This window comes from Natronococcus pandeyae, from assembly GCF_008122205.1.
GTDB classification, from domain to species: Archaea; Halobacteriota; Halobacteria; order Halobacteriales; family Natrialbaceae; genus Natronococcus; species Natronococcus pandeyae.
Genome location: NZ_PHNJ01000002.1, coordinates 199,916 through 215,939, shown reverse-complemented (window position 1 = coordinate 215,939; position 16,024 = coordinate 199,916). Strand labels below are relative to the sequence as shown.

At 65.5% G+C, this 16,024-nt stretch carries 16 protein-coding genes; 7 read left to right on the top strand and 9 right to left on the bottom strand.

All coding sequences use genetic code 11. From position 1 onward, the window contains the following. Nucleotides 1–9 precede the first annotated feature (9 nt). Nucleotides 10–570 carry a TATA-box-binding protein gene (locus CV102_RS04650; protein WP_005554970.1) on the bottom strand — a complete coding sequence of 187 codons (561 nt, stop codon included), beginning with the start codon at nt 568–570 and terminating at the stop codon, nt 10–12. Nucleotides 571–772: 202 nt separating this feature from the next. Here CV102_RS04650 and CV102_RS04645 point away from each other — a divergent pair, with 202 nt between their 5' ends. Then, nucleotides 773–1,852, top strand: a complete 1,080-nt coding sequence (locus CV102_RS04645) for a THUMP domain-containing protein (RefSeq protein WP_148857099.1) — start codon at nt 773–775, stop codon at nt 1,850–1,852. A 106-nt stretch (nt 1,853–1,958) separates the two neighbouring features. After that, entirely contained in the window at nt 1,959–2,381 is a 423-nt protein-coding gene (locus CV102_RS04640; RefSeq protein WP_148856732.1) for a nucleoside 2-deoxyribosyltransferase, read from the top strand. Nucleotides 2,382–2,453: 72 nt separating this feature from the next. Here CV102_RS04640 and CV102_RS04635 read toward each other — a convergent pair whose 3' ends face one another. From CV102_RS04635 to CV102_RS04620, 4 genes are all read right to left on the bottom strand, one after another. After that, nucleotides 2,454–4,688 carry a carboxylesterase family protein gene (locus CV102_RS04635; RefSeq protein WP_148856731.1) on the bottom strand — a complete coding sequence of 745 codons (2,235 nt, stop codon included), beginning with the start codon at nt 4,686–4,688 and terminating at the stop codon, nt 2,454–2,456. A gap of 82 nt (nt 4,689–4,770) precedes the next feature. Next, the gene (locus tag CV102_RS04630) at nt 4,771–5,202 is read right to left on the bottom strand and encodes an acyl-CoA thioesterase (protein ID WP_148856730.1); all 432 of its coding nucleotides are present in this window, start codon (nt 5,200–5,202) and stop codon (nt 4,771–4,773) included. A gap of 37 nt (nt 5,203–5,239) precedes the next feature. Then, nucleotides 5,240–6,244, bottom strand: coding sequence for an AAA family ATPase (locus CV102_RS04625; protein ID WP_148856729.1), 1,005 nt, complete (start codon nt 6,242–6,244; stop codon nt 5,240–5,242). A gap of 39 nt (nt 6,245–6,283) precedes the next feature. Further along, nucleotides 6,284–7,444, bottom strand: a complete 1,161-nt coding sequence (locus CV102_RS04620; protein ID WP_148856728.1) for a DUF7282 domain-containing protein — start codon at nt 7,442–7,444, stop codon at nt 6,284–6,286. A gap of 156 nt (nt 7,445–7,600) precedes the next feature. Between CV102_RS04620 and rnz the strand changes: the two genes are divergently transcribed. Beyond that, nucleotides 7,601–8,527, top strand: coding sequence for a ribonuclease Z (rnz, locus tag CV102_RS04615; RefSeq protein WP_148856727.1), 927 nt, complete (start codon nt 7,601–7,603; stop codon nt 8,525–8,527). 6 nt (nt 8,528–8,533) lie between these two features. Here the strand turns inward: rnz and CV102_RS04610 are convergent, their stop codons facing one another. Continuing rightward, nucleotides 8,534–9,028 (bottom strand): hypothetical protein, encoded by a 495-nt coding sequence (locus tag CV102_RS04610; protein WP_148856726.1) that lies wholly within the window; start codon nt 9,026–9,028, stop codon nt 8,534–8,536. A 148-nt stretch (nt 9,029–9,176) separates the two neighbouring features. On the opposite strand from CV102_RS04610, the gene CV102_RS04605 reads away from it, so the two are divergent. Next, the gene (locus CV102_RS04605; RefSeq protein WP_148856725.1) at nt 9,177–9,446 is read left to right on the top strand and encodes a DUF7571 family protein; all 270 of its coding nucleotides are present in this window, start codon (nt 9,177–9,179) and stop codon (nt 9,444–9,446) included. Between the two features lie 172 nt (nt 9,447–9,618). Here the strand turns inward: CV102_RS04605 and CV102_RS04600 are convergent, their stop codons facing one another. Then, nucleotides 9,619–10,593, bottom strand: coding sequence for an aldo/keto reductase (locus tag CV102_RS04600; protein WP_148856724.1), 975 nt, complete (start codon nt 10,591–10,593; stop codon nt 9,619–9,621). 111 nt (nt 10,594–10,704) lie between these two features. Between CV102_RS04600 and CV102_RS04595 the strand changes: the two genes are divergently transcribed. Then, nucleotides 10,705–12,684: a DUF460 domain-containing protein gene (locus tag CV102_RS04595; RefSeq protein ID WP_148856723.1), complete on the top strand. Its 1,980-nt coding sequence runs from the start codon at nt 10,705–10,707 to the stop codon at nt 12,682–12,684. Between the two features lie 289 nt (nt 12,685–12,973). Here CV102_RS04595 and CV102_RS04585 read toward each other — a convergent pair whose 3' ends face one another. Continuing rightward, nucleotides 12,974–13,153 (bottom strand): DUF7470 family protein, encoded by a 180-nt coding sequence (locus CV102_RS04585; protein ID WP_148856722.1) that lies wholly within the window; start codon nt 13,151–13,153, stop codon nt 12,974–12,976. A 127-nt stretch (nt 13,154–13,280) separates the two neighbouring features. Here CV102_RS04585 and eif1A point away from each other — a divergent pair, with 127 nt between their 5' ends. Together eif1A and CV102_RS04575 are read left to right on the top strand one after the other, a co-directional pair. Beyond that, on the top strand, nt 13,281–13,571 hold the full coding sequence (gene eif1A, locus CV102_RS04580) for a translation initiation factor eIF-1A (protein ID WP_148856721.1): 291 nt from the start codon (nt 13,281–13,283) through the stop codon (nt 13,569–13,571). 448 nt (nt 13,572–14,019) lie between these two features. Beyond that, a complete protein-coding gene (locus tag CV102_RS04575) occupies nt 14,020–15,402 on the top strand; it encodes a S8 family peptidase (RefSeq protein ID WP_148856720.1) in 1,383 nt (460 codons plus the stop codon). Between the two features lie 60 nt (nt 15,403–15,462). On the opposite strand, the gene CV102_RS04570 is transcribed toward CV102_RS04575, so the two are convergent. Continuing rightward, nucleotides 15,463–15,744 (bottom strand): hypothetical protein, encoded by a 282-nt coding sequence (locus tag CV102_RS04570; protein ID WP_148856719.1) that lies wholly within the window; start codon nt 15,742–15,744, stop codon nt 15,463–15,465. Nucleotides 15,745–16,024: the final 280 nt, after the last annotated feature.

The window sequence follows — 16,024 nt, the reverse complement described above, 5'->3', positions numbered from 1 at the left end:
CGTGGTTCGTTACTCGAGCAGGCCGAGATCCTCGAGTCGGGAGACGATCTTGTCGACGGCGTGTTCGGCGTCTTTGGGCTTCTTCCCGCCGGTAATGACGAGCTTCCCGGAACCGAACAGCAGCGCGACGACCTCGGGCTCGTCGAGTCGGTAGACGAGACCGGGGAACTGCTCGGGCTCGTACTCGATGTTCTCGAGGCCGAGTCCGATCGCGATCGCGTTCAGGTTGAGGTTTCGACCGAGGTCCGCGCTCGTTACGATGTTCTGGACGACGATCTCGGGGTCCTCGTTGACCTGGATCTGGAGTTCACGGAGCTTATCGAAGACGATACGGAGGCTCTCGTGGACGTCGTCGGTGCTCTTCGCACCGGTACAGACGATCTTCCCCGATCGGAAGATTAGCGCTGCGGACTTGGGATTCTGGGTGCGGTAGACGAGACCGGGGAACTGCTCGGGGTCGTAGTCGGCCCCCTCGAGGTCCATTGCGACACTCTGGAGGTCGAGTTCCTGCCCGATGCCGGTCGACGCCACCACGTTTTCGATGTTGATGGTGTCCTTCGGATCCGTCATAAGTCGCTTAAAAAGACGTATTTAAGGTTTATAAAGGTTGGTACCGGCACCTGATATATCCGGTTTATACAGCTTTCGCTACGTTCCGAAACGACCGTTTTTTACCGCGTCGCCGTCTCTCGGCGGCGATCGTGGGATCTCCTCTCGAATCCGGTTCGCGGAAAACGGTACGCTCATACTCGCCCCACGGCGACGAATGAGCGTGTACCTGCTCGAACTCGGCGGCGAGGACGACGCGTTTGCAGCCCGCGAGGCGGCGAGCGCCGCGGCCGACGTTCGCCGGATCGCACCCGGCCTCGCCGTCGCGAACGCGGTCGGTCCCGATCGCGTTCGCGGACTGGCCTACACGCACCGCGCGAGCGACCTCCTCGGCCGAACCGACGCCGACCTCGCCAGCGCCCGGGCGCTCCTCGAGGCCGCGCCGATAGACCGCGAGGGGACCGTCGCGGTGCGCGCGACGGACGTCCACGGCTCGAGCGACGTGAGGTCCGACCGCGCGGAGCGCGAACTCGGCCAGGTGCTGGTCGACCGCGGCTTCGCGGTCGACCTCGAGAACCCGGACCACGTCCTCCGAGCGGCCTTTTCGGAGGGTCGGCTCGAGCGAGATGAGGACGGCCGCGGCGATCTTTTCCCGGAAGATCAGGGCGACGCCTCGCGGGGCGAGGCGGTCTCGGTTTGCGCACTCGGCTGGCTCGCGGCCGAGAGCGTTCGCGACTTCGGAACCCGCGCCCCGACGGACAAGCCGTTCTTCCAGCCCGGCAGCATGGACCCGCTGCTCGCCCGTGCGGTCGCGAACATCGCCGGTGCGCGTCCCGGCGCGACGGTGCTGGACCCGATGTGCGGCACCGGCGGCGTCCTGATCGAGGCCGGCCTCGTCGGCGCGGACGTCGTCGGAACCGACGCGCAGGCGAAGATGACCGAGGGCGCTCAGACGAATCTCGCACACTTCCTCGGGCGGAACGAGCCGTCGCCGACCGGCGTCCCCCGCGGCTCGTGGCACGTCGGTCGCGGCGACGCGACCCGGCTTCCCGTCGCGGACGACGCGATCGACGGCGTCGTTTTCGACGCCCCCTACGGTCGCCAGTCGAAGATCGACACGCACCGACTCGAGGATCTCGTCCCGGGCGCGCTCTCGGAAGCCCGCCGCGTCGCCTCGCGGGCGGTCGTCGTCGCCGACCGCTCGTGGGCGAGCGAGGCCCGCGAGGCCGGGTGGGAACTCGAGGCCGCCTTCGAACGGCGGGTCCACCGGTCGCTGACGCGGTACGTACTGGTACTCGAGTGACGATCCGTCCGCCGCCCGGTTCGAACCCCGGACCTCCTCCGGAATCGCGCGGAAGACCAGTCGAAATAAGCGACTATTAATGCTCGTCCACCCCTGCGGCTATGGTATGGATATTTTCTTCAGCGGCTCCATCCGTGGCGGTCGAGACGACGTGGATCTGTACGGGAAACTCGTCGACCTCCTCCAGCAACACGGGACCGTTCTCAGCGAACACGTCGGAACCGAGGGCATCGAAGCGGACCAGAAAGAAGCGGGACTGTCCGACGGCGACATCCACGACCAGGACGTCGCCTGGCTTCAGCAGGCCGAGATCGTCGTGGCCGAGGTGACGACACCCAGCCTCGGCGTCGGCTACGAACTCGGCAGAGCGGTCGCGTGGGAGAAGCCAGTTCTCTGTCTGTATCGCCCCGACGCGGAGCACGAACTCTCGGCGATGGTGCGCGGCAACGGCGCCGTCGAGGTAACCGAGTACCGAACGCCCGCGGAGGTCGAGTCCGTTCTCGACGAGTTCGTCCGACGGCACCGCTGAAGGCGAGCCGTGGTTTCGAGAGGTCGCCCGCGCCGCCGAACGCAGTCCGTCGAGCCCGGGGTCGCAGTCGACCTACGAACTCGAGCCAGTCTCACAGAGCACGACGGTTTCGCTCGACTCGCCCGCACCGATCTCGAGCGTTCGTTCGCTCGCCCCGCTCCGCAGCGTGAGCGTTAGCGCGCGGTCCGTTTCGACGCGGACCTCGAGCGGTTCCGTCGTGTCGACGCCGGCGTCGTCGACGTACAGGGTGACGGCGGCGACGTCCGCGCACTCGAGTTCGATCGCGTTCTCCGCCGGTCGGCGCTCGAGCGACGAGCGCCAGCGCATCCCCTCTCGAGTGTTGAGCCTGGGATCGGTCGATTCGGTCTCGAACTCCCGGGCGACCGGCTCGGCGTAGCCGTCGGTAAGCGAGAGCGCGTCGACGACTCCGTCCGCCGCGTCGTCACCGACTGCGATCTCGCGCACCCAGTACGCGCCGTCGTGAGAGATGTCGTACTCCTCGTTTCCGAATTCGGGGACGGAACGGTAGGTGACGCGCGCGGGCCGGCGCTCGACGCTCGCGTCGCCGAGGTAGTCCTTGCCCGGCCCCCACTCGTCGTGGCCGAAGAACGTGAAGTGGTCGTCCTGGGGGAACGAGTCGAGCCGGTGGCGGTAGCCGTGCTCGACGAGTCGGTCGCGGTAGTTGCGAACGCCCGTGTAGGGGACGAGTTCGTCCAGCATTCCGGCCCACACGAGCAGTGGCACGTGCCGAAGGTTGTCCGTCACGCGCATCATGTTCTGTGGGTTCTCCGAAGCAGTCGAATAATCGCCGTAGACGCCGTCGGTCGGCCCCCCGAAGACCGACTCGTCGGCCGGTCCGACGACGGCGAACCCGCGGCCGAACAGGTCCGGATACAGCGATCCGAACCGATAGGTGCCGTGGCCGCCCATCGAGTAGCCGCTGACGGTGACACGGTCGGGATCGATATCGTAGCGGCTCCGCAGATCCGCCCAGGCCTCGAAGGCGTCGAGTTCGGCCTCGTTCTTCCACCAGCCCGCGGGGCCGCGGCCGAACGGCATCAACACGATCGCGTCCCGTTCTTCGCCCAGCTGTGCGAGTTTGTTCGGTGAGGCGGCGTACTGGTTGTAGTTGCTGTTCAGCGAGTGCAACAGCACCAGCAGCGACGCCGGCTCGCCGGGTTCGTAGCTCTCGGGGACGTACACCGAGTAGGGCTGGACCCGCGTCTGATAGACGTCCCGGGGTTCCTCGAGATCGATCCCGTCCCCGAGATCGTACCGCGAGGCGTAGAGCCGGTTGTGGTAGCCGGCCGTCGGGATCGATCGATCGACGTCGCCGTCTTCCAGCCGACCGAAGTCGACGTCTTCCCCGAGATCGGCGATGTCACGCTCCTCGAGTGCCTCGGCCTGTTCGGCGGCGCGCCACATCCCCTCCTGGTCGACCAGGAGCGTCCCCAGCTCTTCGACTTCGCTTTCCTCGTCGCGGAACTCGAGCGGTTCGTCCGCGACGGTCCGGAAGCCGACGGTGTACACCGGCGGCTCGTCCGGGTCGAACGGCCCGGATTCCCGCGAAAAACCGCCGTCGCCGTCGTGGACCCCCGAGACGGCGTACTGGCGCCACGTCTCTCGGCCGGGATCGATCGGTACCTCGACCTCGAGCTGGTTGCGCTCGAGATCGACCGCGTACGCGTCGTCCGGGAACGGTTCACCGTCGAGGGTTGCTCCGGTGCCCCAGATCGCGAGCACGTGGTCGACGGACGCACCCAGATCGCCGAGTCCGTGACTCCAGTCGGTTCGCCCCTCGTCGGTCCCCGTGTCGATCCCGATTGCGACGATGGCCGCGTCCGGTTCGACCATCGTGTTCAGCACGATTCGGTAGGCGACGCCGTCGCGCGTCGGCCGAGTGCGAATCTCGAGGAGGTCCGCGGCGTTGTTGGCGTACCGGTCGCCGTCCGGGTACTCCCGCTCGTTGGCCGCCCCGCGGTCGTCGAAGGGCCAGCCCTGCGAGAGGAACTCGCCGTCGTCGTAGCCCGTTCGCCCGCAGACGAGCAGGGGGTCCGCCTCCCAGTCGCCGGTGGGCTCGAGTTCGGGCGACGCGACGGGGTCCTCGTACAGTACCTCAGGACCAGGTCGGGGCGACTCGAGGTGGTCGGCGCCGGGACAGTCGCCGCCCGCTGCCGTCACACCGGTCCCGAGCCCCGTTCCCAGGAGTCCGGCGGCAGTCGCCGTTCCGGCGGTTCGAAGGAGGGACCGCCGGGACGGGTCGCGGCTGCTATCCAACGGCTGTTGGGTTGTGTTATCCTCTGACATCGTTCTATCGACCCGGACACTATCCAAAAAAATTGTGATATACGAATCGGTGACCGAACGGGTTCGCGACCAGTCGCGGAGCTTACGACTTGAGCGCTCGCCGTCGTAGCTGCTCGCCTTCGTCGGTCTCGACGGTCAGTTCCGGCACCGGAGTCGATCTGTTCTCCTCGTCGATCGCGACGAACGTGAACGAGGACTCGGTCGTCTTCTCGGTCTCGCCGGAACGGGGCTCCTCGCGCCAGGCCCGTAACGCGACGTGGACGCTCGTTCGGCCGGCGTCGTAGACGTAGGCCTCGACGAGCGCCGTGTCGCCGATCCCGATCGGTCGCTCGAAGTCGAGTTCGTTCACGCGAGCGGTGACGCAGGTCTCGCCGGCGAATCGCATCGCCGACATGGCGCCGATCTCGTCGAGCCACTTCATGAGGTGGCCGCCGTGGAGCGTTCCGTTGTTGTTCGCGTGGTTCGGCTGGACGCGAAATCGGTTCTCGATGTAGGTGTCGAGGACAGTCGGCACGCTTGTCCGTAGAGTGGGCACGCCAAAAACGTACAGCTTACGCGTTCCGACCGAGTTCCGCGAGCAGGTGCGAGACGTGGATCCGATCGCTCGTCCCCTCGTGCATCTCGAACTCGATGTCGCCCGCGAGGCGGTGGACGCGAGCTAACCGGTCTCCCTGGTAGCGCTTGCGAGCGATCCGGAGCATCTCGTCGACGACCTCCTGACCGTCGAGCCCTTCGTCGACGAGCAGGTCGTCGAGGGTACTCCGTGCGTCCGTGAACTCCCCGGCTTCGGCGTCGTCGAGCATCGACTCGATCTCGTCGTCCAGGCCGACCTCGCCGATGGTCTCGTAGGCCGCGCTCATCGTCAGTTCGCCCTCGTCCTCGACGGTGGTCTGGGCCGCCAGGATCGCCTGCCGGAGGTTGCCGTTCGCGTAGCCCGCGACGAACTCGAGACCGTCCCGGTCGTACTCGACCTCTTCGGCCTCGACGATTCGCTCGAGAACCGTCACGGTCTCCTCGCTCGTGGGTGCGCGAAGGGAGACGGGGAAACAGCGCGAGCGGATCGGCGGGATGAGCTTCGTCGGCTGGCGGGTCGCGATGACGAACTGCGTGGTCCGGTGGTGTTGTTCCATGATCCGGCGCAGGGCCTGCTGGAAGTCCTCGCGGACGTCCTCGGCGTTGTCGAGCAGGATCGTCTTGTACTCGCCGGAGACGGGTGCGTAGCTCGCTGACTCCTTGAGAACGCGGTTGATCATGTCCCGCTTGGACATCGACGACCGACCCGTCAGGAAGGAGGCGAAGCGGGGGTCGTTCTTGATCTCCGTTTTGGTGCGGCCAAAGAAGTCGGCGACGTTGATCTCGACCAGATCGTTGTCCGGGTCGTCGTGTGCCTCATGTGCCAGTGCGCGCGCTGCCGCCGTCTTTCCACTGCCGGGTGGGCCCTGCAGGACGAGGTTGATCGGTTCCTCGACGGCTCGCTCCAGGTACTCGCGAGCGTCGTCCTGTGGCAACTCGGCCAGCTCCGGGGCGTACGTGTCGGTCCACAGCGGCGCGTCCATCGACTGCCGGTAGGGGAGACGGCGGTAAGAATCGGTCGGTTACTCGCCGTCGTCTTCGCCGTTCTCCTCGTCGTCGCCGTCGTCTTCGTCAGCGTCCTCGTCTGCTTCGTCCTCGTCGTCCGCCTCGGCTGCCACGTCTGCGATGGTGAACGTCTCTTCGACCGGTTCGCCGTCGTGCTCGACCGGCAACGCGTCCTCGAGTTCCTCGGGATCGCCCTCGTAGAGGACGGCCGTGAGTTCGTCGTCCTCGTCAACGGAGACGTTCTCGTCGAACTCGACGGTCACGTTGCTGTGCTCGCCGGCCTCGAGTTCGTCGCTCGTTCCGAGCACCTCCTCGTCGTCCTCGACGGCGACGAAGCCGTCTTCGGGAGTCGCCACGTCGACCGTGACCTCGTCCTCGCTCGCGTCGGTGACCGTCACCGACGGATCGGTGTGGAACTCGAGTTCGATCTCCTGGAGTGCGCCGTCGTTCTCGGTGTAGACGCCGAGGATCTGGGTGCCGGGTGGCGTTCCGCTCGTGTCGAGCTCGAAGGAGACCTCGCGGTCGGCGCCGCCCTCGAGTTCGAGCACCTGCCGTTCGATGACCGCTCCGTCGAGTCGGATGTCGACGTTTTGCTGCTGATCGAAGTCGGTCGGGTTTCGGACCTCCGCGACGACGTCGATCGTCTCGTTGGTCGTCGCATTGGACGGTGCGCTAATCGATTCGACGACGAAGGAGTCCGTGACCGCCTCGTCGCCAGTCGTCGTCACCGTCGCGGTGTCGCTGACGGGATAGCCGGCCTCGAGATAGGGCCGATCCTCCTCGCCGTCGGTTTCGTCGTACGCGTACGTTTCGTCGTCGGTGGTATCCTGGTGGACCGTCGCCGTCAGCTGGCCGACGAGTTCGGTATTGTTCTCGTCGCGTTCGACGGTGACGTTCTCGTGTGTTCCGTCGCCGAGATACTCCGAGACGGCGAGTGGATCGTCACCGCCGTCGGTGATGACGACGAAGCCGCCGTCAGAGAGGGTGACCTCGTCGATCGTCACGCTCGTTCCGTCGCTCTCTTGATCCTCGAACGTGATCGCGGCCTCCGGATCCTCGTCGACGCCGAAGATGGCGGGAGCCTGGCCGACGACGATACCCGCCGCGAGGACGACTGCGATCGCGATCAACACGGCGGCGACTCGTTTGATGGTTCCGAACGTCGGTCTCGAACTCATTGGGGGGTGGTGATAATCGACTGGTTCGGGCTCGAAGGACGTAAAATGCCCAGTCTGTTCGCACCGTGTGTGGTTCGGTGACACACCTGGCCGGTCGCCGTTCCGAACTCGAGCGATCCGAAGCCGGTTTAGTCTCAGCCCGTCGAACACGCAGTGATGCCACTGCGCGTGACGTTTCTGGGGACAAGCGGGGCGATTCCAACGACCGAGCGCAACCCGAGCGGGATCTTCGTCGCCCGCGAGGGTGAGGAGTTGCTGTTCGACGCCGGCGAGGGGACCCAGCGCCAGATGATGCGGTTCGGCACGGGTTTCTCGATCGCTCACCTCTTCGTCACGCACCTTCACGGCGACCACGTCCTCGGAATTCCCGGCCTCCTCCAGACGATGGACTTCAACGACCGTGAGGATCCCCTGGCGATTCACGCGCCCCACGGCACGCGCCGCCAGCTCCAGTCGCTGGTGAACGCCCTCGGCAATACCCCTTCGTTTCCGGTACAGATCGACGAGGTCGGCGACGGCGACGTCGCCTACCGCGCCGACGAGTACGAGGTTCGCGCGTTCGCGACCGACCACGAGACCCGCTCGGTCGGCTACGCGCTCGTCGAGGACGACCGAAAGGGGCGGTTCGACCGCGAACGCGCGGAGGAACTCGGCGTCCCCGTCGGTCCGGAGTTCTCGAGGCTCCACGAGGGCGAATCGGTCGAACTCGAGGACGGCACCGTCGTCGATCCCGAGCAGGTCGTCGGCGACCCCCGCCCCGGCCGGTCGCTCGTCTACACGGGTGACACGCGGCCGACGGCCGCGACGATCGAGGTCGCCGACGAACCGGACCTGCTGATTCACGACGCCACGTTCGCGGACGACCGCGCGGATCGGGCCGCTGCCACCGCTCACTCGACGGCCCGCCAGGCGGCCGAGATCGCGAACCGGGCCGACGCGAAGCGACTGGCGCTGATGCACCTCTCCTCCCGGTACGCGGGAGATCCGTCGGCCCACCTCGAGGAGGCCCGCGAGGTGTTCGACGGCGAGGTGTTCCTCCCCGACGACGGGGAGGAACTCGAGATTCCGTATCCGGAGCCGTGACGGCGGTTACGAGACGCGTTCTCCGTCGAACTCTCTCGTCTCGTCCCCTCGATAGCCGTCGACGAAAGCCTTCATCCCTCGGAGGAGGACGAGTAATCCAGCGAACGCGAGCAGGACGCCGGGAATCGTCAGGGAACGTTCGTCCGTCGCGAAGAGTACCGAGAGCCCGATCCGGATAGTTGCTAGCAGCGCAACGCCCACACCCGCGCTGAGAATCGCGTACCGAGCGACCGTGGCTCGACGAGAGCCTCGGTCGAGAGCCTCCACACCGTTCAACTGGAGCGCGGCAGCTTCGTAAGCAAGCTGTAGACCGATCAACAGGGAGACTCCAATCAGTACGAGAGACACGACAGGCTCCTCGAGGGTCGCTGTACTCCCGGCCGTCTCCAGTATAGTACCGAACAACGCCATCGTCAGAGCCGTTGCTGGGAGACCGATCAACACGACCGCTCCGAGAAAGACTGCCGAGGAAATCGTCAGCGAGTTAGCTTCCGTCGACATACGTGCTTTTCGTAGGGAGTTGTAATAAGCTGGCATCCCTCACGATAGCTATAAATTCATATCGTCTGACGACGGCCGAAACGACGGCGAGTTTCCGTTGGGCCGGTAGGCATTTGTGTTACTGTCACACAGTACCAAACGGATCGACATGAAACCGTGCCAGAACTGTCAGGCGGTCATCGACGAGTACACCCTGGACAAACAACTCGAACCCCTGCGCGGACTCACGGTCGACAACTTCAACATCTGTGGCGACTGTGCGACCATCGTTTCCGATGCGTGCGTGGAGTGCAGCGGCGCGGTCTACGTCCCCCGGAGCGCAACTGCCACGCCCGACTACTGCCCGGCGTGCCGATCCGACCACATCGAGCGCACGGGCCGCGATCCCGGCTGGAATCTCGAGACCACGTCCTCCTGAACGGCGCGTCCGTTCACGACAGCGGTCTCGCGCGTTACTGACGGCGACTGAGAAAGAAAGACGGAGCGAGAGCAACCGTTGGCTCCGTCCCGAACCGACCGACTCGAATACAGTCCTTCGGCTTCCTCCCTTTGACAGCGAGAGAGTCCCGCCGTTCACGGCGAGGACGACGTCATTCGTGACCGTAGACCGGAACCGGCTCGTAGGGCTCCTCGAGATACTCCACGTCCGACGCCGAGAGGTCGATCTCGAGCGCCGCTACTGCTTCTTCCAGGTGCTCGACGCTCGAGGTGCCGACGATCGGCGCGGTGGTGTTCTCGTTCCCGAAGTGCCAGGCCAGCGCGATCTGGGCCATCGTCGCGTCGTACTCCGCCGCGAGTTCCTGGACGCGCTCGTTGATCTCCTCGCTGGCGGGGAACTCGTGGTAGGGGACGCCGGCGTTCTCGACCTCGTGATCCGCCCGCGTCGTCGTCCGGAACTCCTCGTGCGGACGGGCGAGGTAGCCCGCACCGAGGGGGCTCCACGGCATCGTCCCGACGTCGTACTGCTCGCAGACGGGATACATCTCGCGCTCCTCCTCGCGGTAGGCGAGGTGGTACAGGTCCTGCATCGTCTCGAAGGCCGCCAGCCCCTCGCGCTCGCTCACCCGGCGGGCCTCGAGAAACTGGTGGGCCCACATCGAGGAGGCCCCGAGATGTCGAACCTGGCCGCGGCGGACGGCGTCGTCTAACGCCCACATCGTCGTCTCGATGGGCGTGTCGTAATCCCAGCGGTGGATCTGATAGAGGTCGAGCGTGTCCATGCCGAGTCGGTCGAGCGAGGCCTCGAGTTCCTGCTCGATGGTCTTTCGCGAGAGCCCGCGCGCGTTCCGGTGTTCGTTCGCACCAGGGAACCGGACCTTCGAGGCGACGATCATCTCGTCCCGGTCGTAGTCGGCGAGCACGTCGCCGAGGATCTCCTCGGACTCGCCCGCCGAGTAGACGTTCGCCGTGTCGAAGAAGTTGATCCCGAGATCGATCGCGCGCTCGACGAGTTCGCGACCCTCCTCGTCGTCTAACATCCAGTCCTGGCCGCTGCCGAAGCTCATGCAGCCGAGACAGATCTTGCTAACTTCCATGCCGGTCGAGCCGAGCGTCGTGTACTCCATGTTCGACCCACGTCGAACGCTGCCTAATAGGCCGGGCAAGCAGCAACAACCGCGCTGCGCGTCGTGTGATTCCGCGCCGGATTTATACCCGACTCTCCCCTATGGCCCGCCGTGAGTACGCGAACGAGTGCGCTCGACGCAGTCGTCTTCGGCGTCGACGTCCAGAGTGGTGACGTGCGCGGTGATGCGCCCTCCTACGCCCTCGTCATCTACGACGGCGACGACGAGAATCTCGAGCGCGACGTCGTCTCCCACCGGAAACTCAGACGACTGATCGACGACCGGGAGCCCGCCATCGTCGCGACGGACAACATGTACGAACTCGCGGCGGACAAAGATCAGCTGATCCACGTTCTCGGATCCCTGCCTGCCGAAACGAAACTCGTCCAGGTGACGGGGGCCGAACAGCCCGAGCCCCTCTCTCGCGTCGCGAAGCGCCACGGCATCCCGTACGGGAAGCAGCCGATGAAGGAGGCCGAAGCAGCCGCCCGGCTGGCCGCCCACAACGTCGGCCACGAGGTCTCCGCCTTTACTGACACGACGACGGTCAAAGTCTCGAGAGGTCGCTCGACCGGCAGCGGCGGCTGGAGCGAGGACCGCTACACCCGGCGCATCCACGGCTCGGTCAGGAAACGAGCCCGCGAGGTCGAATCCGAACTCGAAGACGCCAACCTCGAGTACGAACGCGAGGTTCGGGAAGCCTACGGCGGGTTCGCGAACGCCGTCTTCACCGTCGAGGCCCGTCCCCAGGATATCCCCGTCTCGCGGAACCGCTCGGGCGACGTCCGCGTCGAGATCGAACGCGAGCGTCGCGACGGCATCGAGTTCCGACCGCTCGCCAAACGGCGGGATCACGTCATCGTCGGCATCGATCCGGGAACGACGACCGCGGTCGCGATCGTCGGGCTCGAGGGCGACGTGCTCGACGTCTGGAGTTCGCGAACGAGCGACACCGCGGACGTAATCGAGTGGATCGTCGAGCGGGGCCGCCCGATCATCGTCGCGGCGGACGTGACGCCGATGCCAGAGACGGTCGAGAAGTTCCGCCGGAGCTTCGACGCCGCGGGGTGGGCGCCCGAGACGGACATTCCCGTCGACGAGAAACAGCACCGGACCCGCGACCATCCCTACGACGACGACCACCAGCGAGACGCGATGGCGGCCGCGCTGTACGCCGTCGACGCCCACGAGGATCAGTTCGAGCGGATCGCCGACAAACTCCCGCCGGGACTCGACCGCGGCGAGGTTATCGCACGCGTCGTCGCCGGCGAGGAGAGCGTCGAGGCCGTCCTGACCGACCTCACCGACGACGAGGAACCCGAGGAAGAGTCGACCGAACACGAGCCCCGGGAACTGACCGAGGAAGAACAGCAGATCAAGGATCTCAAGCGGCAGGTCGAGCGCCTCCAGTCACACGTCGGAACGCTCGAGGAGCGCCTCGAGGAGAAGGACGAGCGGATCGACGAACTCGAGGCGACCCTCACCGGCGCTCGCCGACAGGAGCGCAAGGAGGTCCGCAAGAACCGCGAGGTGTCCCGTCTCGAGCGCAAGACGAACCGGCTGGAAGGCGAGCGCGACGACGCCCGTGAGCAGGTCGAGGAACTCGAGCAGAAGGTCGAGCGGATGAAGGCGCTGTGGAAGCTCGATCACTCGAACTTCAGCGACGTCTCCGCGAAGAAGGAGGGACTCGTCCCCGTCAAGGTGATCGAGAAGTTCACCAAGGGGGCGATTCGCGAGGCCGACGAACAGTACGGTCTCGCGGCCGACGACGTCGTTTACCTGCGGGATGCCAGCGGCGCGGGTCGCTCGACCGCCGACCTCCTCGCGGAGTTCGAACCCCGAGTTATCCTGAAAGATGGCGGTCTCTCCGAGATCGCCGACGAGATCCTCTTCGATAGCGAGATTCCCGTCGGACCGGCCGATGACGTCGCGATGCAGGAGGTCGACGAACTCGCGGTCGCCCGCGAGGACGACGTCGAGGCCGTGATCGACGACTGGCACGAGCGGGCCGAGAAACGAGCACACGAACGGAAGGCGGCGATGGTCGACCAGCTTATCAGCGAACACCGGGCGGGCGACAACGAGGTCTGAGGACGGCTCACGACGGCGTCACTCGAGCGCCTCGAGCGGTGAGCACACCCGGGGGGACCTCCTCGATCTCGACCGCTTCGGTCAGGTCGTCGAACTCGTCGCCGGGACCGTTGACGAACAGGGCGTGTCCGATGATCGCGAGCGCGACGGCGCCCAGTCCAACGATGCTGTTCAGTACGAGATCGTCGTACTGGTGCGTATAGTCTATCCGTTTCGTAGGCCGCGGCGACCCAGAACGACTGGAAGGAGAGTGGTGGATTCTTCGACGCTGACCCGATCGTCCCGTCTCTCAGAACATGCCGAACTGCCGGAGCATGCCCGATATGAGGGCCTTGATGACGAGACCGAGACCGGCGAGGACGAGGGCTATTCCCGCAGCGATCACCAGATCGGCGTACGCGATCAGGACGATACCGGCGAGCAGGATCCCGATGCCGGCGATCCCGAGCGGGCCGAGGTTCTTCAGCATATGGCGTTCTGGTCAGAGCAGAGAAATAAACGGCGTGGTTCGTCGCAGCGTCCAGACCGCCGACGGGTAGCGATCCGGCCGCTGGAATCGATAAAGGATTAAACCCGTCGAACCCGAAGCACGCGGTATGAGCGACGACGGTGATGGCGGTCGGAAGAACCTCCGAATGCCCGACGACGACGAGGTGTTTGCGACCGTTACGAACATGCTCGGAGCGAACCGCGTCAAGGTACGGTGTGCCGACGGAACGGAGCGAACCGCGCGCATTCCCGGCAAGATGCAAAAGCGCATCTGGATCCGCGAAGACGACGTGGTTCTCGTCGAGCCCTGGGACTGGCAGGACGAGAAGGCAGACATCACCTGGCGCTACGAGAAGAGCGAGGCCGACCAGCTCCGACGTGAAGGCCACATTCAGTAGAACAAACTTTTGCGCTGTCGTTCGAGAGAGCGAAGCTCTCTCGTGACTGAGCGAAGCTCCCGCGAGGTCAGCGGGACAACGTCCCGCCAGAATTCGCGATGTCCGCGAAACCGAAGGTTTCGCTTGATGACGAAAGGCGCGAAGCGCCTTTCGAACCACGGGTGCGGCTTCGCCGCACCCTCGGCAAAATCCTCAAAAGAGCGCAGAGCGCTCTTTTGGACCGGGCGATTCCTTCGGAATCGCTTGCAGTCAGGCGGCCTTGCCGCCCGACGACCTCGCGGGCGTCAACCAGTCTCCGATCTTCACGAGAGAAATCACCGGGAACTCGAGCGTTCGCTCCTCTCTGATCGACTATCAACTCAATCCTACTCGAGGACAGAACTATCGAACCGCGAGACAGTCACCGATACACAGAAGACTTATTCCGAACTTGTTCGTCCACTCGTGCATGCAACTCAGTCGGCGACGGGTACTCCAGGGCGTTGGGGCCGGCGTCGCGGTCGGGCTACTCGGCGCGCCCGCGTCGGCCGCGGAGACCGACACCGACAGGGAGCGTATGTTCGTGCACCCGCAGACGGGACTGCTCGACGAGCTCGGTGAACTCGTCGACGTGGTCGAAGCCGTCGGCGGGACCCCGGTCCTCGAGTACGACAACTTCGAGTTCGTCGTCGCGGAGGTTCCGGCCGACGCGCGAACGGACCTGCTCGAGGATCGCCGCGTGGCGTCCGTCGAAGACGACGAAGAGACGGGGATCCCCTCGGACTGGTCGCCGTCTCTGTCGGATATTCTGGATCCGGGCGGCGAATCCGATTGTTCCGCCCACCCGAACCAGCGGTCGTCCTGGGGACTGGAGCGGATCGGCGCGGACGCCGTCGAGCCGGACGGAACGGGCGTCGACGTCGGCGTTCTCGACACGGGAATCGAGTCGGACCACTGTAGCGTCTCGGTCGCCGGGGGCCGGAACTTCACCAGTGACGGCCCACCCGGCGACTACGAGGACCGCCACGGTCACGGGACGCACGTCGCGGGGGTCGCCGGCGCAGTCGACAACGATATTGGGGTCGTCGGCGCGGCACCTGGCGCGAACCTGCACGCCGTGAAAGTGCTCGGGGACGACGGATCCGGCCGGTACAGCGAACTGGTCGCCGGGATCGACTGGTGTCTGTCGAACGACGTCGAGGTGATCTCGATGAGCCTCGGCGGCGAGGCCGAGAGCGACGCGGTGGACCGGGCGATCGAGGAAGCGCACTCGGCGGGACATCTTTTGCTCTGTGCGGCCGGCAACGAAGGAAACGACGGCGACGGATCGTGCGAGGCGGAGACGATGACCTACCCCGCTACCCATCCCGACGTCGTTGCGGTCACCGCGATGAACGAGGACGACACGCTGGCGTCCTACAGCAGCGTCGGCGCGGCCGTCGATCTGCTGGCGCCGGGCACCGACGTCGTCTCGACCACCGTCGATAACGAGTACGCCGAGGCGAGCGGGACGAGCGTCGCCACCCCGTTCGTCGCCGGCGTCGCGGCGTTGCTCTGGCAGACGCGCGACGAGGAGGGACCGGGGCCGAACGAGTCGGTTCGAGAAATTCTCGCCGAGACGGCCGAGCCGGTTCTCGAAACCTGCGAGGAGGGAGACGGGCTCGTCGACGCCCGCGCGGCGGTCGGCGACGATCGGGCGACCGACGGAGACGACCGCGACGGAAACCCAGGCGACGAATCCGCCGTCGGCGGATTGGCGGGATCGCTACTCGAGCGGGTCGCGTCGGCGTTCGGGCGGGTCGTCGACCTGGTCGCTGGCGTCCTGGAACGGCTTCGCGGGCTGTTTCGGTAGCCGCCGTCCGCGGTGGATGTCTCTGTGAGAGTACGCTGAGTCGCAGCAGCAAAATCGCCGTTAGCGTCCACTGACGCGGATCTGAACGGTGCCGATACCGGGGACCTTGAGCTCCGTGACGCGGCCGTGGAGCTCTCGAGCGAGCGCGGGAACGCCGATGCGGAGGATCGCAGCGCCGGCCACGAGGGTGCCGACGATTGCGGCGGCGTACAGCGGATAGCTCGTCGCGAGGAGCAGCCCTATCGCCGCGAGGACGAAGAGAATCCCGCCCCCGATCGGATCGGTCGCTGTGGGTGGTTTTCGAGCCGACGCATCCCGTCGGAGATGTGCGTATTGCGTCATGGTTTGCTTTCGGATCGAAATACGTCTCGACCGTATATAATGTTTCACATTGCTGGTAGGTATGTAGGGATGTTACCAGTGAACAATGAGTTAAAACGGAACATAACGGTCTCTCACACCACGTAACCAGTACCATGTCACGCCTTCTCAAAATTACGGTATTGTTATACGACCACATCGGAAAGACGGTAGTCGAAGATTCTGGGCCGACGACCGGATGCGTCTCGATCCGACGCAGTGTCGGTCCGCTTCGCTTCCGGGAGTGACGGGATTTACACGC